The organism is Streptosporangium sp. NPDC002524 (genome assembly GCF_040295985.1).
Lineage (GTDB): Bacteria > Actinomycetota > Actinomycetes > Streptosporangiales > Streptosporangiaceae > Streptosporangium.
On sequence record NZ_JBEOWK010000016.1, the window covers coordinates 122,557 to 145,219 of the forward strand.

The 22,663-nt window shown below is 71.2% G+C and carries 21 protein-coding genes; 7 read left to right on the forward strand and 14 right to left on the reverse strand.

Going from position 1 to position 22,663, the window contains the following annotated elements; genetic code table 11:
• Positions 1–336: 336 nt before the first annotated feature.
• A complete protein-coding gene (locus tag ABT053_RS26740; protein WP_350972348.1) occupies positions 337–1,794 on the forward strand; it encodes an MFS transporter in 1,458 nt (485 codons plus the stop codon).
• 293 nt (positions 1,795–2,087) lie between these two features.
• Positions 2,088–5,129 carry an AfsR/SARP family transcriptional regulator gene (locus tag ABT053_RS26745; RefSeq protein WP_350972350.1) on the forward strand — a complete coding sequence of 1,014 codons (3,042 nt, stop codon included), beginning with the start codon at positions 2,088–2,090 and terminating at the stop codon, positions 5,127–5,129.
• A 360-nt stretch (positions 5,130–5,489) separates the two neighbouring features.
• Here the strand turns inward: ABT053_RS26745 and ABT053_RS26750 are convergent, their stop codons facing one another.
• Positions 5,490–6,512: a class I SAM-dependent methyltransferase gene (locus ABT053_RS26750; protein WP_350972351.1), complete on the reverse strand. Its 1,023-nt coding sequence runs from the start codon at positions 6,510–6,512 to the stop codon at positions 5,490–5,492.
• Positions 6,513–6,602: 90 nt separating this feature from the next.
• Positions 6,603–6,953 carry a TcmI family type II polyketide cyclase gene (locus ABT053_RS26755; RefSeq protein ID WP_350972353.1) on the reverse strand — a complete coding sequence of 117 codons (351 nt, stop codon included), beginning with the start codon at positions 6,951–6,953 and terminating at the stop codon, positions 6,603–6,605.
• Between the two features lie 361 nt (positions 6,954–7,314).
• On the opposite strand from ABT053_RS26755, the gene ABT053_RS26760 reads away from it, so the two are divergent.
• Together ABT053_RS26760 and ABT053_RS26765 are read left to right on the forward strand one after the other, a co-directional pair.
• The gene (locus tag ABT053_RS26760; protein ID WP_350972356.1) at positions 7,315–8,826 is read left to right on the forward strand and encodes a peptide MFS transporter; all 1,512 of its coding nucleotides are present in this window, start codon (positions 7,315–7,317) and stop codon (positions 8,824–8,826) included.
• Positions 8,827–8,992: 166 nt separating this feature from the next.
• Positions 8,993–9,793 carry an AfsR/SARP family transcriptional regulator gene (locus ABT053_RS26765; protein ID WP_350972358.1) on the forward strand — a complete coding sequence of 267 codons (801 nt, stop codon included), beginning with the start codon at positions 8,993–8,995 and terminating at the stop codon, positions 9,791–9,793.
• 439 nt (positions 9,794–10,232) lie between these two features.
• On the opposite strand, the gene ABT053_RS26770 is transcribed toward ABT053_RS26765, so the two are convergent.
• The 12 genes from ABT053_RS26770 to ABT053_RS26825 all read right to left on the reverse strand — a co-directional run bounded on the left by ABT053_RS26770 (position 10,233) and on the right by ABT053_RS26825 (position 19,845).
• Positions 10,233–11,633 carry an acetyl-CoA carboxylase biotin carboxylase subunit gene (locus ABT053_RS26770; RefSeq protein WP_350972359.1) on the reverse strand — a complete coding sequence of 467 codons (1,401 nt, stop codon included), beginning with the start codon at positions 11,631–11,633 and terminating at the stop codon, positions 10,233–10,235.
• Entirely contained in the window at positions 11,630–12,127 is a 498-nt protein-coding gene (locus ABT053_RS26775; RefSeq protein ID WP_350972362.1) for an acetyl-CoA carboxylase biotin carboxyl carrier protein, read from the reverse strand. Before ABT053_RS26775 ends, ABT053_RS26770 begins: the two co-directional genes overlap by 4 nt.
• Positions 12,128–12,157: 30 nt before the next feature.
• Positions 12,158–13,903, reverse strand: a complete 1,746-nt coding sequence (locus ABT053_RS26780; RefSeq protein WP_350972364.1) for an acetyl-CoA carboxylase carboxyltransferase subunit alpha — start codon at positions 13,901–13,903, stop codon at positions 12,158–12,160.
• A 288-nt stretch (positions 13,904–14,191) separates the two neighbouring features.
• On the reverse strand, positions 14,192–14,500 hold the full coding sequence (locus ABT053_RS26785; protein ID WP_350972365.1) for an antibiotic biosynthesis monooxygenase family protein: 309 nt from the start codon (positions 14,498–14,500) through the stop codon (positions 14,192–14,194).
• The gene (locus ABT053_RS26790; RefSeq protein ID WP_350972367.1) at positions 14,497–14,829 is read right to left on the reverse strand and encodes an antibiotic biosynthesis monooxygenase family protein; all 333 of its coding nucleotides are present in this window, start codon (positions 14,827–14,829) and stop codon (positions 14,497–14,499) included. The genes ABT053_RS26785 and ABT053_RS26790 overlap by 4 nt, the downstream gene beginning before the upstream one ends.
• Before the next feature lies 1 nt (position 14,830).
• A complete protein-coding gene (locus tag ABT053_RS26795) occupies positions 14,831–15,568 on the reverse strand; it encodes an SDR family NAD(P)-dependent oxidoreductase (protein WP_350972369.1) in 738 nt (245 codons plus the stop codon).
• A 79-nt stretch (positions 15,569–15,647) separates the two neighbouring features.
• Positions 15,648–16,109, reverse strand: a complete 462-nt coding sequence (locus ABT053_RS26800; RefSeq protein WP_350972370.1) for an anthrone oxygenase family protein — start codon at positions 16,107–16,109, stop codon at positions 15,648–15,650.
• Positions 16,106–16,570 carry an SRPBCC family protein gene (locus tag ABT053_RS26805; protein ID WP_350972372.1) on the reverse strand — a complete coding sequence of 155 codons (465 nt, stop codon included), beginning with the start codon at positions 16,568–16,570 and terminating at the stop codon, positions 16,106–16,108. Before ABT053_RS26805 ends, ABT053_RS26800 begins: the two co-directional genes overlap by 4 nt.
• A 2-nt stretch (positions 16,571–16,572) precedes the next feature.
• The gene (locus ABT053_RS26810; RefSeq protein WP_350972374.1) at positions 16,573–16,827 is read right to left on the reverse strand and encodes an acyl carrier protein; all 255 of its coding nucleotides are present in this window, start codon (positions 16,825–16,827) and stop codon (positions 16,573–16,575) included.
• A 218-nt stretch (positions 16,828–17,045) separates the two neighbouring features.
• Complete coding sequence (locus tag ABT053_RS26815) at positions 17,046–18,269, reverse strand: ketosynthase chain-length factor (RefSeq protein WP_350972376.1); 1,224 nt, start codon at positions 18,267–18,269, stop codon at positions 17,046–17,048.
• On the reverse strand, positions 18,266–19,537 hold the full coding sequence (locus ABT053_RS26820; protein ID WP_350972379.1) for a beta-ketoacyl-[acyl-carrier-protein] synthase family protein: 1,272 nt from the start codon (positions 19,535–19,537) through the stop codon (positions 18,266–18,268). Before ABT053_RS26820 ends, ABT053_RS26815 begins: the two co-directional genes overlap by 4 nt.
• Complete coding sequence (locus ABT053_RS26825) at positions 19,534–19,845, reverse strand: cupin domain-containing protein (RefSeq protein ID WP_350972381.1); 312 nt, start codon at positions 19,843–19,845, stop codon at positions 19,534–19,536. Before ABT053_RS26825 ends, ABT053_RS26820 begins: the two co-directional genes overlap by 4 nt.
• A 305-nt stretch (positions 19,846–20,150) precedes the next feature.
• On the opposite strand from ABT053_RS26825, the gene ABT053_RS26830 reads away from it, so the two are divergent.
• The 3 genes from ABT053_RS26830 to ABT053_RS26840 all read left to right on the forward strand — a co-directional run bounded on the left by ABT053_RS26830 (position 20,151) and on the right by ABT053_RS26840 (position 22,568).
• Positions 20,151–20,618: an anthrone oxygenase family protein gene (locus ABT053_RS26830; RefSeq protein WP_350972382.1), complete on the forward strand. Its 468-nt coding sequence runs from the start codon at positions 20,151–20,153 to the stop codon at positions 20,616–20,618.
• A 37-nt stretch (positions 20,619–20,655) separates the two neighbouring features.
• A complete protein-coding gene (locus ABT053_RS26835; protein ID WP_350972384.1) occupies positions 20,656–21,129 on the forward strand; it encodes a pyridoxamine 5'-phosphate oxidase family protein in 474 nt (157 codons plus the stop codon).
• Between the two features lie 230 nt (positions 21,130–21,359).
• A complete protein-coding gene (locus tag ABT053_RS26840; RefSeq protein ID WP_350972386.1) occupies positions 21,360–22,568 on the forward strand; it encodes a cytochrome P450 family protein in 1,209 nt (402 codons plus the stop codon).
• Positions 22,569–22,663 lie beyond the last annotated feature (95 nt).

Sequence of the window (22,663 nt, forward strand, 5' to 3'; positions counted from 1 at the left end):
TCCTGTAGTGACGCTTGAGTCCGGCTCTAGCCGTTCGCGCGAAGATGAGCCGGTTCGGCCGCGTCGGAAGGGGACGTCACGGACCGGACCTCGGACCCAGGCCCGGACGCCCGAGGAGGAGCCGCCGCTCCACCGTGCCCGGTTCCGTGAGCCGCCGACGGATCCACGGCCTCATACGGACGCGGGGGTGGGCACGAGAAGAAGGCCGCGTCAAAATGACGCCGAGGCCGCGGGGGCGCCGTGAGACGGCCTCGCCTCCGAGCCTCGGAGCCGTCGCGCGCGGCGGCGGCGTGGTGACAGGCCCGCGAACGTAACACGCAACCAGAAGAGGTGCAGATGTCGACGGAGGCCTCAACCGCGTCCACGTCCGAGACCGAACCCCACCCCCGCAGGTGGCTCGCGCTGTTCATCGTCCTCACCGCCGTCTTCATGGACCAGCTCGACGTGACGATCGTCAACGTCGCGCTGCCGTACATCCAGCGGGACCTGAACACGGACTACTCGCTCGGCCAGTGGATCCTCGCCGGTTACGCCCTCACCTACGCGCTGTTCCTCGTCACCGGGGGGCGGCTCGGGGACATCGCGGGACGCAGGAAGGTCTTCCTCATCGGCATCGTCGGGTTCACCGTCGTGTCGGCGCTGGCCGGGCTGTCGCAGAGCGGCGCGATGATGGTCGGCGCCCGGCTGCTCCAGGGGACGTTCGCCGCGCTCATGGTGCCCCAGGTGCTGTCGGTGATCCAGGCGATGTTCCCGCAGCGCGAGCGCATCAAGGCGATGGGGATGCTGGGCGTCGCCATCCCGGCCGCCGCCCTCACCGGCCCGTTCGTCGGCGCCCTGCTCACGGCGGGACCGGGCTGGCGCTGGATCTTCTGGGTGAACCTCCCGATCGGCCTGCTCGCCTTCGTGGGGACCCTCCGGGTGATGCCCGAGAGCAAATCCGACCGCCCGCTCCGGCTCGACCTGCCGGGCGTGCTCCTGCTCGGGCTCGCGTCCATCATGCTCATGTACCCCCTGGTCCAGGGGCGCGAGATGGGCTGGCCCACCTGGACCTTCGTGGTGATGGCCGCCTCGGTGCCGGTCTTCCTCCTCTTCGGGCTCTATCAGCGGCGGCGAGAGGACGACTCCCCGCTCGTGCCCCCGGCGCTCTTCCGCAACCGGTCCTTCGTCGCCGGGTCCATCCTGATGACGCTCGTCTTCTCCGGCATCATGTCCTACGTCCTCGTGCTGGTCTGGGGCTTCCAGATCATGCACGGCTGGACCCCGCTGCAGATGGCGCTGGCCGGTCTGGGCTGGACGATCGGCCTCGGCGTCACCGCGAACCTGGCGGTCAAGTTCGGTCCGCGCGTCGGCCGCAGGCTCATCGGGATCGGCCTGGCCGTCATGGGGACCGGGATCTCCGCGCTGATCGTCGTCATCAGGCAGTACGGCTCCGCCACCACCACCTGGCAGGTGTTCGCGTGCCTGTTCGTGGCCGGTCTGGGCACCGGGCTGATGGTGCCCATCCTGGTGGACCTCGTCCTCGCCGGGGTCCCGGTCCGTGACGCGGGCGCCGGGTCGGGGGTGGCGAACGCGACGATCCAGCTGGGCGGGGCCATCGGGGTCGCGATCATCGGCGCGCTGTTCTTCGGGCTGGCGGGAACGGGTCAGCCCACCCGGGCCGCCTGGATCGAGGCGTCCTGGCAGTCGCTGTTCTTCAACGCCGGGGTGTTCTTCGTGGCGATCCTGCTGGTCCCGTTCCTGCCCCGGCGCACCCGGGGGCACGGGGAGGAGCAGACCGTCTCCGCGTCGTCGTGAAAGGACGCCCTTCCCGGCGAGCTCACCGCATGATCAGAGGGAGAATGTTTCCATAAAGAGTTGCCATAACGAAAAAATCCCGCAAAGCTCGCAATTGCCAGAATACGCGACTTCCGCTCTTCTCCTCCTGCGTAACGGCTCACACGCCGACCGTAGCGCGTCCGGGAATCCGCCTGCCGGGGGCACGCGGGGCTCACGCGCGAAACGGTGAGTCCGAATACACGAATATAGGCCGATAAAATTCGATAGTTATTCACGAATCAGCATTCCTGTTGAAGCGAGGGGCCTTCACCATGGAACAAGCGATACGGTTCGGAATCCTGGGACCGCTGGAGGTGTGGCGCGGCAGTCAGCTGATCACCGTCAACGCCACGAAGCAAAGGGTCATCCTCGCGACGCTTCTCCTGTCCGCGAACCGGGTCGTCCTCGCCGACGAGCTGGTGGAACGGCTCTGGCAGGACCAGTTCCCGCGCGACGCGCGGGCGTCGCTGCAGACGCACCTCGCACGACTGCGCCGCGCGCTGGGCGACGACCACGAGGGCCGGAGCATGATCCGCACCAACCCCGGCGGCTACCTCATCGAGGTCGCCACCGAGAACCTGGACCTCCTGCGCTACCGGAGCCTGCTCACCAAGGCCTCCCGCGCCGAGAACGCCGGCGACCTGGCCAAGGAGGCCCGGCTGCTGCAGGAGGCGCTCGCCCTGTGGCGGGGGACAGCGCTGGCCGACATCGCCTCCGACTCGCTGCTGCGCGACGAGGCGCCGCAGCTCACCGAGGAGTGGTTCAGGGCGCTGCACCGGCGTTTCGACGTCGAGCTCATGCTGGGCAACCACGCCGGGATCGTCGCCGACCTGCGAAGGCTCACGTTCAGATACCCGATGCGCGAACGGCTGTGCGGCCAGCTGATGATCGCGCTGTTCCGCTGCGGGCGGCAGGTCGAGGCACTGAAGGCGTACGCCTCGGTCGCCTCCGCCCTGCGGAACGAGTACGGGCTCGACGTCGGGGACGAGCTGACCCGCATGCACCAGGCGGTGCTGGCCGGGGACCCGGCGCTGGAGGCCGAGTACGGCAGGCACGACGACCCCGAGAAGGCGTACGGAGGGCACCGGTCCTGGGCGACGTCCCGCCAGCTGCCGGTCGGGGTCGGCGACTTCGTCGGCAGGGCCGGCGTCCTGGAGTGGATCGACGAGTCCCTCAGGCGGGAGCAGCCGGGGGCGATGACGATCGTCGCCGTGACGGGACCGCCCGGGGTGGGCAAGAGCGCCACCGCGGTCAAGCTCGCGCACCGCGTGCGCGGCCGTTTCCCCGACGGCCAGCTGTTCGCCCGGATGAGCAGGAACGGGGAGCCGCGCGATCCCGCGGAGGTCCTGGCCGAGCTGCTGGAGGCCACCGGGATGAGCCACCCGGCCATCCCGGAGGGGCGGGAGCGGCTCGCGGCCGCGTTCCGTTCCCGGCTGGCCGACCGGCGCGTCCTGCTGGTCCTCGACGACGCGGTCGACGCCGAGCAGGTGCAGCCCCTCCTTCCTGGCACGCCGGGCTGCGCCGTGGTCATCACCAGCCGGTACATGCTGCCCACCCTCGCCGGGGCCGTCTCGGCGCGCCTGGACGGCCTCACCGAGCCCGAATCGGTCACCATGATGGAGCGCATGATCGGGGACACCCGGGTCGGGCAGGAGCCGAAGGCCGCGAGGCGGATCGCCGCCGCCTGCGGCCACCTGCCGCTGGCGCTGCGGATCGCGGGGGCGAAGCTGAACATGCAGCCGCTGGCGAGCCTCTCGGCGTTCGCCGACCGGCTGGAGGACCGGCGCCGCTGCCTGGACGAGCTGAGGGCCGGCGGCCTCGACGTCCGCCACAGCCTGAGGCAGAGCTACATCGCGCTCGACGCGCCCGCCCGCACCGCGTTCCGCAGGCTCGGCCTGCTGCCCGACGCCGAGGTCTCACCGTGGACGATGGCGGCGCTCATCGGCAGCGACGAGCAGCTGACGGACCAGCTCATCGAGGCAGGCCTCCTGGAGCCCTCCGGCCTCAACGCGATGGACGACCCGACCTACCGCCTGCATCCCCTCTCCGCCCACTACGCGGCGGAACTCGCCACGCAGGACCCTCTCCCGTCCGTCGTCGCGGCCCTGCGCCGCTACGTCGACACCCTGCTGTCCCTCGCCGTGCGGGCCTCGCGGCAGCTGCCCCGCGCCGTCGGCCAGCTGCCGTACGAGCACAGGCACGAGCCCGAGCACGGCCTCCTCCTCACGGAGCGGGACGTGACCCGCGTGGAGGCCCGGCCGTGGAAGTGGCTCGCCACCGAGCGCGACCGGCTCTTCTCCGCGATCGCGCGCTGCTGCCGCCGGGGCTGGCACGAGCAGGCGGCGCGGCTGTACGAGATCGTCGTCCTGCTCGCCAGGCACAGCGACGAGCGGGCGGCGCTGATCCGGCTGTCCGACGCGGTGCGCGACGCCTGCTGGGCCAACGGCGACCAGCGGACCGGCTGGCGGGCCGAGCACGGCCGCGCCATGCTCCTGTTCAGGCAGGGCAAGGTGAGCGAGGCGCGGGAACTGCTCACCCGGTGCGTGAACGCCTTCGAGGAGCTGGAGGCGTGGCGGGAGCTCCCGTACAGCCTGGCCATGCTCGCCCACACGTACGCGGCGCAGCAGGCGGCCGACAAGGCGCTGGAGCTCGCCGAGGACGCCCGCGAGCTGGCCCGGTCCTCGTCCGACCCGCACGCCGAGATCCTCACCCTCGGGGTCACCGCCGACATCATGCTCGCCACGGAACGCGAGGCGGAGGCGAAGAGCACCCTCGACAGGGTGCTGGTGCGCTCCCGCGAGCTCCAGGAGACCCGCTTCGAGGCGGTGACGCTGAACGCGATCGGCCGGTACCACCTGCGCGACGGCGACCTGCGGTCGGCGGCCCTCCTCGCCGAGAAGGCCCGGACCCTCGCGGGGGTCGGCGACCGGTACGGCAGGGCGCGCCCCCTGGCGCTGCTCAGCGCGGTCGCCCTCGCGCAGGAGCGCCACGGGGAGGCGATACGGCTCGCCGAGGACAGCCGGAGCATCTTCGCCCGTCTCGGGGACGCGCGCGGGGAGGCCGAGCTCGCCTGCATGGTGGGAGAGATCCACCTCGCGGCCGGGCGCGCCTGCGACGCCGTCGACCTGCTCGTGCCGAGCCTGAACCGGCTCAACGAGCTGGGCGCGTACCGGGAACGGGAGAACGGGGCCCGCGTCCTCGCCAAGGCGCACGCCACGCTCGGCGACAGCCAGACGTGGCGCCGGCTCTCCGGCTGGGCGGACGCCGTGTCGGTGCTGCCGAGCCGGATCGGCGGGTGCAACGGCGTGCCCTGACCACGGGCCGGTACGACGCGCCGGGCGCGCGTGGGGCCCGTGCTCGCGGGTTAGCCGGTGAAGCCGATCCCCGGCAGCGTGCCGGGCGCGCGTGGGACTCACGCTCGCGGGCAAGCCGATGAAGCCGGTACGCGCGTGGGACTCACGCTCGCGGGCAAGCCGATGAAGCCGGTACGCACGTGGGACTCACGCTCGCGGGCAAGCCGATGAAGCCGGTACGCACGTGGGACTCACGCTCGCGGGCGAGCCGGTGAAGACGGTGCCGGGCGCGCGTGGGGCCCGTGACCCGTGGCACGGACCGTCGCCGCCGACGGCCGGTGCCGCGGGTCACGGGCCCCGGTGAGCCCTCTCCGCCGCCCGTCAGGGAAGCTTGTCGGCGACCAGGACCCGGAACGCCAGGCCCGGCACGTCGTACCTCCGGCCGCCGGTGAAGCCCGCCGCGGCCAGCATGCGGTCGTAGGCGGCGATCGAGTGCACCTCGCCCTCGAACGTCCAGGACAGCATGAGGATCGAGAACAGGTGCGGAGCCGGGTCCTCGGCCGGGCTCTCGTCTCCCAGGGTGAAGCCCACCAGCACGATCTTGCCGTCCGGCTTGACCGCGGGGGCGAGCCTGTTGAGCAGCTCTCCGGCCCGTTCCTCGGAGAAGTGGTGCAGGACGTTGGTGACGAGGACGACGTCGTAGGGACCGCCGAGGGGCACCTCGAACATATCGCCGGGCAGCCGGTGCAGCCGGTCGAGGACGCCCATCCGCTCCGCGTGCTGCTCGGTCAGCGGCAGCACGTTGGGCCAGTCGAGCGCCCAGACCTGCGCCTGCGGGTTGTGCCGCGCCAGGGTCAGCCCGTACATCCCGTGGCCGCACGCCACGTCCAGCACGTCCAGTTTCTCCCGGTCCTCCGCCCACGGCTTGAGGGCCTCCGCGGCCACCTCGGCCGTGGGGCGGGCCACGACCACCGCGTAGGCCGCGAAGTCCTCCCAGTACCCGTATCCGGGGGTCTCCGCGTGCACCTCCATGACCGTCCCGCCGTGCCGCACGGCCTCGTCCAGCCTCTTGAGGGCGTCCCACTCCCAGTCGCTGGCCATGATCCGCACCATGTCCCCGAGGTAGCCGGGGCTCTTGTTCACCAGGAACTCCTCCGCCCCCTCGGGCAGCCCGAACCGGCCCGCCTTCTCGTCCACGAGTCCCACCGCGGCGAGGGCGTTCAGCAGGATCCGCATGCCCCGGGGATCGCTGCCGAGACGGCCCGCCGCCGTCTCGGCGTCCACCGGCCCCTCCGCCAGGCAGTCGAACACGCCCATGGACACGCCCGTCCGCAGGAGGCTCGTCGTCTTGTACCCCTGCATCATGCCGAGCAGCGATTCGCGGCTGATCGTTTTCTTGGTCATGGTTGTGCCCCTCCCCGCCGAAACGGTGACAGTGGTCTCACTGATTTGTGTGCGTGATCGGGCTCTCGTCGCCCCGGTGTCACCTCGCCGTCACAACGCCTGCCGGGGGACCACTCCCACCCCGGCTTCCCACCGGTAGAACTCCCGCGCCATCGCGTCACGCGGCGAGCGCCAGGTCGGGGGGTCGTACGGCTCGATGAACCGCGTCAGGTTCTCGCTCAGGCGGAGGAACTCCGGGTGCTGTCGTATCTGGCCCATCGTGTGCTGCGCGTTCTCCCGTACCTCCATGAGCTGGAAGTACAGGTCGTGGAAGGAGAACAGGCTGCGGCTGACGGCGCCCCCGAGCTCGGGAAGCTCGGTGCGGTCCGACTCGGCGAACAACCGTGCGACCTCCGTCTCCGAGGACGGCCGCATTCGTGCGACGACCAGGATTCGTTCCATTCGGGTTCTCCTTGGCGTAACGGTCGGCGTGCGGACCGGGCGCATCGAGGATGATCTCTGCTGTAGTGTGCGCGCCCCTGCTCGTGGACGGCTCGAAGCCGGTTCAAGCGACCGTGACGCCCACGCCGGACCCCTGCCGAACCCCCGCCGGATCCCCGCCGGACGCCGGTGTCCACCGAACGAGAGCGACGAGGACCGCGGACGGTTTCGCCCGCGCACCGCACCCGTACCGCCCCGCACCGCCCGCGATCGCGAGGACCGCGCGGCCCGCGCGCCCGCCCGGCCGAACTCGACCGTCCTTCGACCCCGGCTCTAGCCCCGCGGCTGAGCATTCTGAGAGTCGACACTCTTGGAGAGACCCATGACCGCGCCTTCCGGCACCTCGAAACCCTCTGTCCGGCCACGCTGGTTCACGACACTTTTCCTGACCGACATGTGGGAACGGTTCAGCTTCTTCGGTATGCAGGCCATCCTGATCCTGTTCGCCGTGGCGCCCGCGAGCGAGGGCGGGCTGGGGCTGTCACAACCCACCGCGGTCGCACTGTACGGCGCGTACGTCGGGCTCCTCTTCGTCCTGTCCATGCCGGGCGGCTGGCTCGGCGACCGGGTCCTGGGCGAGCAGCGGGCGACGCTCTACGGCGGGATCGTCATCGCCCTCGGCCACTACATGATGCTCGTGCCGACACAGGCGACCGCCTATCTCGGACTCGTGTTGATCGCCGCCGGCACCGGCCTGCTGAAGCCGAACATGCTCGCGCTGCTCGGCCGCTTCTACGGCCCGGACGAGAGCGCGAAGCGCGAGGCCGCCCTAGCCGTCTTCTACGTCGGCATCCAGGTCAGCGCGCTCCTGGCGCCGCTGGTCACCGGCTTCCTCGGCGAGCGGGTGGACTGGCACATCGGTTTCGGCGCCGCGGGCCTCGGCATGACGTTCGGGGTCGTCCAGTACGCGGTGGGCGTCCGCAGGTTCGGCGACACCGGCCGCAGGGCCGCGCATCCCGCGAACGCCGGGGAGCTCCGCACCGTGGCCAGGAGGGTCGGCGTCGCCGCGGCGGTCATCGGCGTGCTCCTCGCCGCCGACGTCCTCGCGGGCACGTTCACGATCATGCATGTGATCGCGCTCGTCGGCATCGTCGCCCTGGTCTCGCCGTTCGTGTACTTCTCGGCGCTGACCCGGCGGACCCGGCTCAGCCGGGCCGAGCGTGAGCGGCTGTCCGCGTTCCGCTGGGTGCTGCTCGCCGCGGCCCTGTTCTGGATGTTCGTGATCCAGGCGGGCTCGACGCTCAGCCTGTTCGCCCAGCGGCACACCTCGCGCACGGTGGGCGACTTCCTGATCCCGGCGAGCTGGTTCCAGTCGGCGATCCCCTTCTTCATCCTCGTCACCGCCCCGCTCTTCGCGTGGCTGTGGCTGCGCGGAGGCGGTGGCACCACGGGGGTGGCCGCCAAGATCAGCGTGGGACACGGGCTCGTGGGCGTCGGCTTCGTCGTGATGAGCCTGTCGGCGGCGGTGGCGGCCGAGGGGGGCCGGGTGTCGCCGCTGTGGCTGCTGTTCGTCCTGTTCACCCTGGCCTGCGGCGAGGTGATCCTCGGCCCGACGGCGCTCAGCGCGGCCGTGGACCTCGCCCCCGCGGCGTTCACCGGCCGGACGATGGCCCTCTACTGGATGTTCGCCGGGGTCGGCGGGGGGCTCGGCAGCCTGCTGGGACGCCTGGCCTCGGGGGAACCGGGCCCCGTCTACTATCTCGGCCTCGCCCTGCTGGCCCTGGTCACCGCGGCGGGGTTCGCCCTCGCGCGAAAGCGCCTGGCCGAGGCCATGTCCCCGTCCGCGCGGGAACCGCTCTCACCCTCCCTCCCCAGGGAGGTCCCGAGCGCTTGATAACACGGGGAATTCCACATGCTCATTGTCCGGACGGGGCGAAAGAGAGGCGACAGCGACGCGTCAGACGCGTCAACTAGAAAGAACATACGGGGTCGGTCACTGACTCGGGCACAGGCACCAACGGGAAAGTCCACAGTCATCACCGAGAGGAACGGGTGGACGTATGCGTTTCCAGTTACTTGGCACTCTAGAGATCCAGGACGGGCCGCGGCGGATTGCGCCGAGCGCGCCGAAGCAGCGCAGCGTGCTCGCGCTGCTGCTCTCCTCCGCCAACGAGGTCACTCCGACAGAGGTGCTGATGGAGGAACTCTGGGAGGGACGTCCGCCGACGAGCGCGCAGACGACCCTGCAGACCTACGTCTACCAGCTTCGGAAACTGCTCTCCAGGGGCACCGGGCCCGAGGACTCCCCTCGGCTCGTCACCAAGCACGGGGGCTACCTGCTCACCATCTCGCGCGACGCCCTCGACGCCATCGAGTTCGAGGGGTTCGTCGACGTCGCCCGCGAGAGCCTGCACGCGGGCGACGTCGAGCGCGCGTCGAAGGCGGTTCGCGGCGCGCTCGACCTGTGGCACGGGCCGGCGCTCGCCGACGTGGTCACCGGGCCGCGCCTGGACATCTACCGGACCCGGCTGGAGGAGCTCCGCGTCCACGCCATCAAGCTCAAGATCGAGACACAGATGAAGATGGGGCAGCACCACGAGCTGATCGGCGAGCTCAAGGAGCTCACCACCGTCTACGCGCTCGACGAGTGGTTCCACCTGCAGCTCATGGAGGCGCTCTCGCGCGCCGGGCGCCGCCACGAGGCGCTGGAGGTCTACCACCGCCTGCGGTATCTCCTGCGCGAGGAGCTCGGCCTGGAACCCGGCTTCGAGATGCAGGAGCTCCAGCAGGCCGTACTGGCCACCAGTCACCCGAGGGGCGCGCGGCCGAGGCACGTCGCGCGCGCGGCCACCCGGCCGTGAGCCGTCCGCGCGGTCGGCACCGGCCCGAGGTCATCACCCGGCCGGCACCGACCCGCGGCCGGCACCGGCCTTCCGTACACAGGTTTTCCGTACACCGGCCTTCCGTACATCGGTCTTCTGTACATCGGTCCTCTGCGCACCGGCCTTCTGCGCACCGGCCTTCCGTCGTCGGTCGGCACCGGCGCGTGGCCGTCCATCCGGCCGCCACCGATGGCCGGTGGCGGGCGACGGGGGGAAGTGGCGGGTGGCGATGACGGCCCTGACCACGGTGAGCCGGACCAAGAAAAACCGGACCAAGACGAGCCGAACCACGGTGAGCGGACCACAGCGGCCCGGACCGTGGCGGCCCGGACCACAGCGAACCCGTACCCGGTGAGCCGGACCGCGGCGAAGCGGACCGCGGTGAGCCGGACCGGTCACGGCCGGAGGAGCGGGCTCCTCACGGCCGGAGAGAGATCATCTCGTCCACCAGTGACGTGTGGTGCTTCGCCTCGCGGAACAGCGGATGAGCCAGCACCTCCTGGAGGAACCCGATCGTGGTGCACATCCCCCGGCCCGTGATGACGAACTCGCTCAGCGCGCGTTCCATCCGGACGATCGCCTGCTCCCGATCGGGCGCCCAGACGATGACCTTCGCCAGCAGCGAGTCGTAGTCGGCGCTCACCGAGACGCCGTTGGCACCGTGTGTGTCGACCCTGGTGAACGGGCCGCCCGGCGGGACGAACTCCTCGACGCGTCCCGGCGTCGGGAGGAATCCGCGCGCGGGGTCCTCGGTGTTCACCCGGCACTCTATGGACACCCCGCGCGGGACGACGCCCTCACCCGCGAAGGAGACCGGCCTGCCCGAGGCGATCAGGAGCTGCTCCCTGACCAGGTCGATCCCGGTGACCATCTCGGTCACCGGGTGTTCCACCTGGATCCGGCAGTTGGCCTCGATGAAGAAGAAACCGCCCTCGGCGTCCACCAGGAACTCGAACGTGCCGGCCCCCACGTAGCCCGCAGCGCGGGCGCAGGCGACGGCGGCCTCCCCGATGCGCGCGGTGAGCTCCGCCGGGATCCCGGGCGCGGGTGACTCCTCGATCAGCTTCTGCCTGCGCCGCTGGACGGAGCAGTCGCGCTCCCCGAGGCTCACGACGTTGCCGTGGAGGTCGGCGAGCACCTGGACCTCGACGTGCCGCGCGGTGTCGACGTACTTCTCGACGAAGACCCGCCCGTCCCCGAACACCGCCTGGGCGCTCGCCCTGGTCTCGGCGAAGGCCTTCGCGAAGTCGCGGGGATCGCGGACCACCGCCATGCCGCGCCCGCCGCCGCCCGCCGCGGCCTTGATGATGACGGGATAGCCGATCCCGTCGGCGACGTCCTTGGCCGCCTGGCCGTTGGAGAGCGTGCCCGCGCTTCCCGGCAGGACGGGCAGGCCGGCTCCGATGGCGAGGTTCCGCGCCTGCGTCTTGTCCCCCAGGGAGGCGATGACCGGCGGCGGCGGGCCGATGAAGGTCATCCCCTCCGCCTCGCACATCTCCGCGAAGTCGGCGTCCTCGGAGAGGAACCCGTAACCGGGGTGGACCGCGTCCACCCCGGTGCTCAGCGCCGCCTCGATGATCGCCGGCGGGTAGAGGTAGCTCCGCTTCGCCGCGGCCGGTCCGATCTGCACCAGCTGGTCGGCCAGGCGCAGCGCCGGTGAGTCGCGGTCGGCCGTCGAGTAGACCATGACCGTGCGTATGCCCAGCTCACGGCACGCGCGGGCGATCCGCAGCGCGATCTCGCCCCGGTTGGCGATGAGAACCGACGAGATCGTGGAGCCCCCTGAGGAACCCCCTGACGAACCCCCGGGCGCGTTCACGGCGCATCGAGGGGGACGATGGCGAACAGCGGCTGGCCGTACTCGACCGGTGTGCCGTCGAGCGCCAGGATCTCCACGACGCGGCCGGGCAGGTCGGCCTCGATCGGATTCATCAGCTTCATCGCCTCCACGATCCCGATCTGCTGTCCCTTCTCGACCGTGTCTCCCACGCCGACGAAGGGCGGCGCCCCCGGCTCCGGTGCCTGGTAGAACGTCCCCACGGTCGGCGCGCAGACGTGGTGCGCGTCGTCGATGTCGTCGATTCCGGGCACGGCCCGCGCGAGCGGCACCGTGGCGGGAAGGACGACCGCGGGACCGTCCGCGACGGCGACCACGGTCTCCGGCCACTCCAGCTCGACACTCGAATCCCCTACCTGCACCCGGACCCGCCGCACCCCGTTGCCGCCGGCCCGGCTCGCGCCGATGAGCTCGACGGCGCACCGGCAGAGCTCACCGATCAGCGCGTGCGAGGTGGCTCCTGACGTCTCTTCCACGGCGCTTCCTTCACTCATCAGCGCTCCCGTCTATCGCGGTGCCGAGCCGAACCGGCGGAACCGCCGGCGTCGCTCCGCGACCAGCTTCTTCGGATCGTGAACGGCCAGTTCCCCGAACGCCTCCGCGACCGCCGCGCCCAGGAGCTGCGCGCTCCTCGCGGGGTCCGTGTGGGCGCCCTCTCCCGGCTCGGGGATCACCCCGTCGACGACCCCGTGCCCGAGCAGCTCCCGGGCGTCCAGCCCCAGCGCGTCGGCCGCCCGGGGAGCCTCGGCGCCGCTCTTCCACAGGATGGAGGCACAGCCCTCGGGGCTGATCACCGAGTACACCGCGTTGGACAGGGTCAGCACGCGGTCGGCGACACCGAGCGCCAGCGCCCCGCCGCTGCCGCCCTCGCCGGTGACGACGGCCACGACCGGCACGGGCAGCGACGACATCAGGCGGAGGTTCTCCGCGATCGCCCAGGCCTGGCCGTTCTCCTCCGCCTCGATGCCCGGGTACGCGCCCGGCGTGTCGATGAGCGTCAGCACGGGACGGCCGAGCTTGGCGGCGAGCCGCATCAGCCGGGCCGCCTTGCGGTAGCCGGCGGGGGTCGGCATGCCGAAGTTGCGCTCGACCCGCTCGCGGGTGTCGCGCCCCTTCTGGTGGCCGACGAGGACGATCGGCACGCCGTCGAGCCGCCCGATCCCGCCGACGATGGCCGGGCAGTCGCCGCCCAGCCGGTCGCCGTGCAGCTCCACGAACTCCTCCAGCATGTAGCCGGCGTAGTCGAGCGTGGTGGGACGGCCCAGGTGCCGGGCGAGCTGGATCGCCGTCCAGCCGTTCCTGACCGGCAGCTCCTCCGGCCGGAGGATCAGCCCGGACGCCCGCGGCTCCGGCGTGCCCGCGGACCCGGTCCCGGTCCCGAACACAGAACCGGTCTCGGAGCCGAGCTCGAAGCCCGGCACGGGGCCGGAGCCCGGCGCGGGGCCGGAGCCCGGCGCGGGGCCGGATTCCGGGCTTCCGAGGGCGCAGAGCCTGGCGAGCGTCGAGCGTAGCGCGCTCCGCGGCTGGACCCCGTCGATGAGCCCCTTGTCGCGCAGGAACTCCGCGGTCTGGAAGCCCTCGGGGAGGTCCTGGCCGATGGTCTGCTTGATCACGCGGGGTCCGGCGAACCCGATGTGGGCGCCGGGCTCGGCGAGGAGGACGTCGGGCAGGGTCGCGAAGGACGCGGCCACCCCGCCGTACGTCGGGTCGGTGACCACGCCCACCGTCAGGATCCCGGCCTCGTCCAGCTCGGCCATGGCCTGGCTGGTCTTGGCCATCTGCATGAGCGACAGCGCGCCCTCCTGCATCCGCGCGCCCCCCGACGCCGTCACCAGCAGGAACGGTACGCGTTCCGCCAGCGCGACCTCGGCCGCGGCGACGATGCGTTCCCCGACGCCGGTGCCGAGGCTGCCGCCCATGAAGCGGAAGTCCATCACGACCGCGACGGCCGGGTGTCCCTCGATCGTCCCGCGGACGCAGACGACGGCCTCGTCCAGCCCCGTCTTCAGGCGCGCCTCGCGCAGCCGGTCGACGTAGGGCCTGTCGTCCGCGAACCCCAGGGGGTCGTCCACGGTCGGCGGGGTCTCGATCGGCTCCGTGGACCCCTCGTCGAAGAGCTGCTCGATCCGCTGCCCGGCGCCGACCCTGGTGTGCAGCCCGCAGCCGGGGCACACCCCGAGCTCACGCGCGAACCGCTTGCCGTACACCATCTCGGCGCACCGCGAGCAGCGGACCCACTCGACGCCCCGCACCGCCGGCGCGGCGGTCGTCGGCGGGGAGATCGTGGGTGCGGAGGTCGTCAGGGGAGAAGGTGGAGCAGGTGGAGAAGGTAACGAGGGTAGAGAAGGGGGAAAAGGTGGAGAAGTCGTGGTCATCGCGGGTCCTCCCTGCCATCTTTCACGTCGGTCAACCACACGTCGGCGAAGCCCACTCTCCCGACGCCCTGCAACCCGGCCCACAGGTGCCGCCCCACCTTGCCGGCGAGCCGCCACGCGAGCCGGGGCTCCGCCGGAGGTTCCATCGAGGGCCGCGCCACCGGCTCAGAGTTCGTCCACGACTTCATAGACCCCGTAACCTCTCCCCTGGCTGTCGTCCCGGTAGGGCCGGAGCGAGGACGTCTGGCCCTTGTGCCGCGTCCCCTCCTCCCAGGCGCGGAACTCGGCGAGGCTCGCCCACTCGCTGAGCACGGCGAACTCGCCGGGCGCGAGCGCCGAGCGGAGCAGCTGGCTGCTCCGCAGGCCGGGGGTGCCGCGCATCCCGCCGTTGACCTCGCGGTAGGCCTCGACCACGGAGCCGCTCTCCTCGACGGGGGTGGAGTAGTAGACGACGACCCGGACCCGACCGCTCATCCGCCGCTCTCCAGGCGTTCGCGTCCGAGGTCGAACACCATGTTCAGGGTCGCCATGGTGCCGTGCGAGCGGTACGGGTGCAGCTTCTTGCGGTGCTCGACGTGGGCCTCGCTGCCCTCGAACTCGCGGAACCTCGCCTCGTCCGCCCAGTCGCTCATGATGTAGTAGACGCCCTCCTCCTCGGCGCTCCGCAGCAGCCACTGCCCGACGTTCGCGGGGTTGTCGCCGACCACGTCCGCGACGGAGTACCAGACCTTCTCGAAGTCCCGTTCCATGCCCGGGAAGATCTGCATCCGCAGCATCACCCGGAATACGGTCGTCTCCGCCATGTCAGATACCTCCGTCGACGTGAACGGTCTCGCCGGTCATGTACCGGGAGCGGTCGCTGGACAGGAACAGCACCACGTCCGCGACCTCCTCGGGCTCGCCGAGCCTGCCGAGGGCGGTCATCGTGCGGTAGCGCCGCGCGTGCTCGGGGCTGAGGTCCGCCGCGGCGTCGGTGTTGATGATCCCGGGCGCGACCACGTTGATCCGGATCCCGCGCGGGCCGAGCTCCTTGGACAGGGACCGCGCGAGGCCGAGCTCGCCCGCCTTGGAAGCGGTGTAGTGGGTGCGCAGCGGCACGCCGACCATCGCCGCCTTGGAACCGATCGCGATCACCGACCCGCCCGCGGACATCAGGGGCAGGGCCCCGCGCACCACGAGGTACATGCCGGTGAGGTTGGTGTCGAGGATCCGGTGCCACTCGTCGAGTTCGAGGTCCGCGAAGGGGACGTGGCTGATCGCCCCCGCGTTGTGCACGACGACGTCCAGCGAGCCCAGCGTGCCTCGGCACTCGTCGATCAGCGCGTTCACGTCCTCCGGGCGGCTCACGTCGGCCTGTACGACGCTGTGCCGGCCCGGGGTGGCCGCCAGGTCGCTCTCCAGCCTCCCGGCCGCCTCCTTGTCCGCGCGGTAGCAGGTAACGACGTTGCATCCCTCCTGGGCGAGGCCGAGCGCCACCGCCCGCCCGATCCCCCGGCTGCCGCCGGTGACCAGGACGTTCTTTCCATCCAGTCGGAAACTCATCAGCTCTCTCCTCTGTTGTCGGGGGGTCGGAGGCCGTTCACATCAAAACCCTCGAAACCGTCAGGGCCGTGGCGGCCGTTCACGGCAGGGCCGCCGCGGCCGCCGTGTTCAGGACGAGGGCGAGCACCGCCACCGCGGTGCGCGTGCTGTTCCACCGCGCCCACCGCCGCCTGAACGCCTCCATGTCCCACCCGGCGGGCAGCGTCTCCGGGTCCTGCGCACTGATCCAGCGGTTCATCGGGACGTTGCGGGTCAGCGAGATGGCCACCACGGAGACGGCCGCCAGGCCCGCGAGCGCGCACAGCACGCGTACCGTCGCCGTGGGTGCCGTGATCGCCGCCGCGACGTCCGCCGCGAAGGTGATCAGCAGGCAGGCCGGCTGGAAGGGGTCGTACCTGCCGACCGCGAAGGCGTGCGCCCTGACGTAGCTGTCGGCGGCGAGCGTCATGTAGAACGGGACGACCCCCAGCACCGTGCCCACCAGCACCCCGGCGGCGAGACCGTTGGCCAGGAGCGCCAGCGGCAGCAGCAGGTCCGTCATGTGGTCCCGGCCTCCCGTGCCGCCTGTTCGACCTTCTCCTTGATCAGCTTCATCTGCACCGGCGTGTTGGTGTCGATCCGCCTGGTCATCTGCTCCAGGTCCACCGGCGACTCCGCCTTCATGCGGAAGTCCTGGATCCAGCGCATCTCCACCCCGCCGGGCACCTCGCGGTACTCCCAGCGGATGTTCATGTACTCGAACCAGCCGGTCTCGACCCGGTGCGCCCGCACGGTCCGCGTCGCCGGGTCCGCCGTGCGCTCCGACACCCACGACCAGGCGTTGCCGTCGTCGTCGGGATGCATCGTCAAGCGGAAGCGGACGGTGTCGCCCTCCCGGTGGATGATCTCGGCCTTGGCGTACTCGCTGAAGAGGTCCGGCCACGACTCGACGTCGTTGGTCATCCTCCAGACCAGGTCCGCCGGAGCGGAGATGACGATCGCCCGTTCGGTGTGTCCCGCCATGGTCAGTTCACCCCTGCCTTCCGGTTGACGTAGTCGAGCACCTCGCGGGGGGTCCTCAGGTCCGCGGCCACCTCGTCGGGGACGGCCACGCCCCAGTCCCGCTCGATGCGGCTGGCCAGCTCCAGCACGGCCAGCGAGTCGTAGTTCATGTCCGTGAACGTGGTGTCGACGATGTCGCCCTCGATGTCGATCTCCTCGTCCTCCCCCGCGCTGATCCGCATGAGGTTCCGCAGATCGTCGAGGTCGAAATCCTTCATCGCTGCTCCTGTCGTTGCTTGTACGGCTGGTCGCTCACGGGTACGGCCGATCGCTCACGCGGACGGCCCGGTCGCTCACGCGGACGGCCCGGTCGCTCACGCGGACGGCCCGGTCGCTCACGCGGACGGCCCGGTCGCTCACGGGACCCCCGCGGCACGGCCGCCCGCACGGCCCGCTCACGGGAACACCCGCGGCGCGGTCTCGTACGGCCGGTCGCTCACGGGGACGCCCGCAGCACGAGTGCGGCGTTGAACCCCCCGTATCCGCGGGCGAGCACCATCGCGGTGCGCACCTCGACGACCCGGGGCTCGTCCGTGACCAGGTCGATCGCGTAGCCGGGGACCGGGTCGCCGACGCCGATCGTCGCCGGGATGATCGAGTCGCGGATGGCGAGCAGGGCGGTGACGATGTCGAGGGCGGGTCCCCCGGCGTACAGCCGCCCGGTCATCGTCTTGGGCGCGGTGACCGGCACCGCCCGCTCGCCGAACACGGCCGCGATCGCCTCCGCCTCGGCCCGGTCGAGGTCGGGGACACCGGCCGCGTCGGCGAAGACCACGTCGATGTCGCGCGGTTCCAGGCCGGCGTCGGCGAGCGCGTTCTCGATGGCCCGTCGCAGGGCCGGCGGGCGCTCGCTCCCGGGGGCCGGGTCGAACGTGGCGGCGTGACCGGCGATCACGCCGTACGTCTTCGCCGCCCCGCGCGCCCTGGCGGCCCGCGCGTCCTCCACGATGATGATCGCGCCCCCCTCGCCCGGCACGTAGCCGTTGGCGTCGGCGTCGAAGGGGAGGTAGGCCCGCCGCGGGTCGGTCCGCGAGCTGAGGCGCCCGTTCGCGATCTGGCAGGTGAGCCCGTACGGGCTGAACGGGGCGTCGGTGCCGCCGCTCACGACCAGCCGGGCGCCGTCCTCCAGGACCCGGCGGGCCTGGGCGAGCGACTCCAGGGCGCCGGCCTGCTCCGCGACCACGACGCCGCAGGGGCCGCGCATCCCGTGCCGGATGGAGATCTGACCGGTCGTCGCGGCGTAGAACCAGGCGATCGACTGGTAGGCGCCGACGTGCCGGGGTCCCTTGTCCCACAGCTGCTGGATCTCGCGCTGGCCGAACTCCACCCCGCCGGAGGAACTCGCGGTGACCACGCCCATCTCGTACTCGGGCAGGTCGGCGGGGTTCACGCCGGCGTCGGCGAGGGCCATGTCGGTCGCCACCAGCGCCATGTGCGTCCAGTGGTCGGTCTGCGGGATCAGGCGGCCGGGGACGTTCCCCTTCGCGGTGAAGTCGCCGACCTCCCCGGCGAGCCGCACCGGGTACGGGGACGCGTCGAACCTGCCGATCCTGCCGATCCTGCTCGTCCCCCTGAGCGTGGCGGCCCAGTGCTCCTCCACGCCGAGGCCGGTGGGGGCCACGACGCCGACCCCCGTCACCACCGGGGCGGCAGCGCTCATGCCACGAGCCTTCCGGGGGCGGTGATCACGGTCGCCGTCTGGAACCCGCCGAAGCCGCTGCCCACGCTGAGCACCACGTCGACCGGCCACTCGCGCGCCGTGTGCGGGACGTAGTCGAGGTCGCACTCGGGATCGGGCGTGTCGAGGTTGGCCGTGGGAGGCACCACCCCGTGCTCGATCGCCAGCGCGCAGGCCGCCACCTCGATGGCCCCGATCGCGCCGAGCGAGTGCCCGACCATGGACTTGATCGAGCTGACCGGCGTCCGGTACGCGTGGTCGCCCAGGCTGCGCTTGAAGGCGGCCGTCTCGTGCCGGTCGTTCTGCTTGGTCCCGGACCCGTGCGCGTTGATGTAGTCCACGTCCTCCGGGTTCACCCGGGCGGCGTCCAGCGCCACCCGGATGGCCTCGGCCATCTCGCGCCCGTCGGGCTTGAGCCCGGTCATGTGGTACGCGTTGCCGCGCGTGGCGTAGCCCGCCACCTCGCAGTAGACGTGGGCCTCGCGGCGCCGGGCGTGCTCCAGGCTCTCCAGGACGAACACGGCGGCCCCCTCGCCCAGCACGAAACCGTTGCGGTCCCGGTCGAACGGGCGCGAGGCGTGCGCGGGGTCGTCGTTCCTCGGCGAGGTCGCCTTGATCGCGTCGAAGCAGGCCACGGTGATCGGCGAGATCGGGGCGTCCGTGGCGCCGGCGATCACGACGTCGGCCGTTCCCTCCGCGATCAGGCGCGCGCCGTACCCGACGGCGTCGAGGCCGGACGTGCACCCCGTCGAGATGAGCGTGACCTGGCCCTCGGCGCCGCACGCCCACGCGACCTCGGCGGCCATCGAGCTCGGCACCAGGTGCCCGTACAGGTGCGGGACGCCGTAGGACGAGTCGACCTGCCACTGCCGTCCCGAGTCGCTCACCACGACGTATTCCTCTTCGAGGCTCATCGTGCACCCGACCGCGCTGCCCAGCGTCACGCCGACGCGGGACGGCTCCAGGGCGGTCAGGTCGAGGCCGCTGTCCTCGATCGCCTCCCGCGTCGAGACGACGGCGAACTGCGCGGCCCGGTCCATCCTCCGGGCCTCGCGCGCCGTGAGCCCCTCCGCCATCGGGTCGAAGTCGCACTCGGCCGCGATGCGCGACCTGAACCCCTCGGGGTCGAACAGCGAGACGGCCCTGGTCGCGGTACGGCCAGACGTCAGCAGTTCCCAGAAGGCCTTGCGGCCCGTCCCGCCCGGGGCGACGACCCCGATGCCGGTGACGGCCACCTGGCGGCGTGTCATCTCCCGTCCCCCACGCTGAGGGAGGGCTCCGAGGCGTTGGGCAACGGCTCGGTGTCGACGTGGCCGAGCTCGGGACGCGGCGCCAGCGGGCCGAGCTGGAACACCGCGAGAGCCTGCTCGCTCCCGTGGTTCTCGACCCGGTGCCGGACCTCGACGGGAATCATGAGCGCCTCGCCCGCGCTCAGCCGGACCGGCGTCCCGTCCACCCGGACCGTCAGCTCCCCGCGCACGAGATAGAGGAACTCCTCGGAGTACGGGTGGTAGTGCTCGGACACGAACTCACCGGGCTCCAGGGTCAGCACCCCCATGAATCCCGACGTCGATCCCACGGTGGCGGGGCCGAGAAGAACGCGAATGTCACCACCACGGCGACGATTCGGCGCAACCTCGTCGGCACTGACCTTAGATCGGGCTGTCGCCATTCAAAGTCTCCTATCCGGACGGATACCTCCGCTGAGCGTCATCATCATCACCGCACCTGCTCGAAGCATCCTCGAATTACGCTCAAAGCCGGTCGAAGAGAGGGGGTGGACTGTTCCCCAGCCATATTCGAGGGCGCCTCAAGTCGAGGGCGTGATACTTCATGCGATGACCGAGGGGAGGAGCGACATACGTGATTGCCCAAATTCTCACCGCCGCCGTACTGGTCGGCAGCGGGATCGCGGCCGGCGTGCTGTTCACTCACGCGGTGGGCGTCTGGCCCGCGATGCAGGCGATGGCGCCCGATCGCTACGTGGCGGCCCACAAACTCCTGGGCCGCGCCTACGACCCGATGATGCCGATAATCGTCGGCACGTCACTCGTCCTGGACATCATTCTCTCCGTTCTTTCCACGAACGAGACGGCGAGATTTCTTTTCATAGCGTCGGCCGTCTGCCTGGCCTGCGTCGGAGTGGTTTCACAAACCCGCAACGTTCCCATCAACCGGCGCGTGAAATCACTCGACCCCGACGCGATGCCGGAGAACTGGGAAGACCCGAGAGGACTCTGGGGAAAATGGAACCTGCTCCGTACGACATTCGCCGTTCTCGCTCTGGTGGGAAACGCCACGGCAGCCGTCTCGGCCATTTCCACCATTTGAGCGACCGGACAGGAAATCGTACGAGAAAGGAGAGAGCATGTCCGTGACCGGCACCGCGCGGGGCGTCGACCTTCCCCCCGCCCGCGACCTCGACCGGCGCAGGGCCGACGTGATGGAGAGGCTCGCGACCGACAGGCACGCCTGGCTCGCGACCGGCGGCGCCCCCGACGCGCACCTGGTCCCGCTCGGATGCGTGTGGGACGGGACCCACCTGGTGATGGCGACGCAGGAGAGGCACCGGACGGTCCGCAACCTCCGCGGGCACGGCTTCGCGCGGGCCGCGCTCGGCAGCCCCACGGACGTGGTGCTCATCGACGGTCCCGTGAGGATCGTGCCGTACCCCGAGCTGCCCGCCGACGCCCCCGCGATCCTCGCCGAGCTGCCGGTGAACCCCTCCCGGGTGCCCGGCTGCGTCTACCTCTTCCTCACCCCCCGGCGCGTTCTCGCCTGGCGGCACCGCGGTGAGATCCCCGGCCGGACGGTGATGAGGAACGGCCGCTGGCTCGCCTGACGCGCCCGGCCCGCCTCGCCCGCCCCGCCCGCCCAGCCCCTCCGGGCCCTTCGGGTTCAGGTCCTTCGGGTCCTTCAGGTCCTTCGGGGCCTTCGGGGCCTGAGCTCCGCGAGGCTTGAGCCCTTCGAAGCCTGAGCCATACGAGGCCCGAGCCCTTCGAGGCCTGAGCTCTTTGAGGCCTGAGCTCTTTGAGGAGCGCACATGTCGGAGACACCCTTTGAGGAGCGCACATGTCGGAGACGACCCTGCCGCTGAGCGGCATTCCCGACTCGGCCCTGACCGATCCCTATCCCTTCTACGAGCGGCTGCGCGCGGCGGGACGAGTGCACCGCATGCAGACCCCCATCGGGCTGGAGGCCTGGTTCGTCCCGCACTACGAGGACGCCCGCGCGCTGCTCGTCGATCCCCGCTTCAGCAAGGCCGTGCACCACTCCGACGGGCCGTCCGCCGGTGACAGGAAGCGCGAGAGCTCGTTCGCCAACAACATGGTCAGCACCGACCCGCCGGAGCACACCCGGCTGCGCAAGCTGGTGCAGAAGGCGTTCACCCACCGCCGCACCGAGCTGCTCCGCCCCCGCGTGCAGGAGTTCACCGACCGGCTGCTCGACAAGCTGGAGAAGGAGGGCAGGGCGGACCTCATGGAGGACTTCGCCTTCCCCCTGCCGATGATGGTCATCGGGGAGCTGCTCGGGCTGCCCCCGGAGGACCTCGCGGACCTGCGGGAGAAGACCGTCTTCTTCTTCCTGGAGGAGAGCTACGAGGGCAACCCCGTGCAGCGCTTCCGGGAGAAGCAGGCCAGCATCGGCGAGTACGTCAGGAAGCTGATCGAGTACAAGAGGACGCACCCCGGCGACGACCTCGTCCACGGGCTGATCGAGGCGCGCGACGGCGAGAACAGGCTCTCCGAGAAGGAGCTCGTCGCGACCGTGATGCTCCTCATCTTCGCGGGCTTCCTCACCACCGTTAACCTGATCACCAACGGGCTCCACGCGCTGCTCGTCAATCGCGACCAGCTCGCCCTGCTCGCCGCGCGGCCCGAGCTCATCAACTCCGCCATCGAGGAGTTCCTGCGCTACGAGAGCTCGCTCGCGCTGATCGAGGGGCACGCGACGGAGGACATCGAGATCGGGGACACCACGATCCCGTCCGGCTCGCTGATCATCGTGTCCGTGCACTCGGTGAACCGCGACCCGGCGGCCTTCCCCGACCCGAACCGGCTGGACATCACCCGCAACCCCAACCCGCACCTGGCCTTCAGCCACGGGCTGCACCACTGCCTGGGCGCCCCCCTGGCGCGTCTTGAGGCGCAGGTGGCCATCAACGCGGTGCTGAAGCGGTTTCCCGGCCTGACCCTCGACTGCGCCCCCGAGGACGTGACCTGGCACCGCGACTTCTTCTCGCGGTCCCTCCACGCGCTCCCGGTGCGGCTCGCCCCCTGACCCTCCGCACCCCGGTACGGCCCGCGCCGATCCACTCGCACCCCACCGCGATCCCGGTACGGCCCGCATCGATCCACTCGCACCCCGCCGCGGCC

Coding starts and splice junctions, on each gene's coding strand:
- ABT053_RS26795 (WP_350972369.1), bottom strand. CDS start 15,568: ATGAGTTTCCGACTGGATGGAAAGAACGTCCTGGTCACCGGCGGCAGC.
- ABT053_RS26805 (WP_350972372.1), bottom strand. CDS start 16,570: ATGGCGGGACACACCGAACGGGCGATCGTCATCTCCGCTCCGGCGGAC.
- ABT053_RS26840 (WP_350972386.1), top strand. CDS start 21,360: ATGTCGGAGACGACCCTGCCGCTGAGCGGCATTCCCGACTCGGCCCTG.
- ABT053_RS26820 (WP_350972379.1), bottom strand. CDS start 19,537: ATGACACGCCGCCAGGTGGCCGTCACCGGCATCGGGGTCGTCGCCCCG.
- ABT053_RS26750 (WP_350972351.1), bottom strand. CDS start 6,512: ATGACCAAGAAAACGATCAGCCGCGAATCGCTGCTCGGCATGATGCAG.
- ABT053_RS26740 (WP_350972348.1), top strand. CDS start 337: ATGTCGACGGAGGCCTCAACCGCGTCCACGTCCGAGACCGAACCCCAC.
- ABT053_RS26765 (WP_350972358.1), top strand. CDS start 8,993: ATGCGTTTCCAGTTACTTGGCACTCTAGAGATCCAGGACGGGCCGCGG.
- ABT053_RS26810 (WP_350972374.1), bottom strand. CDS start 16,827: ATGAAGGATTTCGACCTCGACGATCTGCGGAACCTCATGCGGATCAGC.
- ABT053_RS26815 (WP_350972376.1), bottom strand. CDS start 18,269: ATGAGCGCTGCCGCCCCGGTGGTGACGGGGGTCGGCGTCGTGGCCCCC.
- ABT053_RS26800 (WP_350972370.1), bottom strand. CDS start 16,109: ATGACGGACCTGCTGCTGCCGCTGGCGCTCCTGGCCAACGGTCTCGCC.
- ABT053_RS26835 (WP_350972384.1), top strand. CDS start 20,656: ATGTCCGTGACCGGCACCGCGCGGGGCGTCGACCTTCCCCCCGCCCGC.
- ABT053_RS26785 (WP_350972365.1), bottom strand. CDS start 14,500: ATGAGCGGTCGGGTCCGGGTCGTCGTCTACTACTCCACCCCCGTCGAG.
- ABT053_RS26790 (WP_350972367.1), bottom strand. CDS start 14,829: ATGGCGGAGACGACCGTATTCCGGGTGATGCTGCGGATGCAGATCTTC.
- ABT053_RS26760 (WP_350972356.1), top strand. CDS start 7,315: ATGACCGCGCCTTCCGGCACCTCGAAACCCTCTGTCCGGCCACGCTGG.
- ABT053_RS26745 (WP_350972350.1), top strand. CDS start 2,088: ATGGAACAAGCGATACGGTTCGGAATCCTGGGACCGCTGGAGGTGTGG.
- ABT053_RS26825 (WP_350972381.1), bottom strand. CDS start 19,845: ATGGGGGTGCTGACCCTGGAGCCCGGTGAGTTCGTGTCCGAGCACTAC.
- ABT053_RS26755 (WP_350972353.1), bottom strand. CDS start 6,953: ATGGAACGAATCCTGGTCGTCGCACGAATGCGGCCGTCCTCGGAGACG.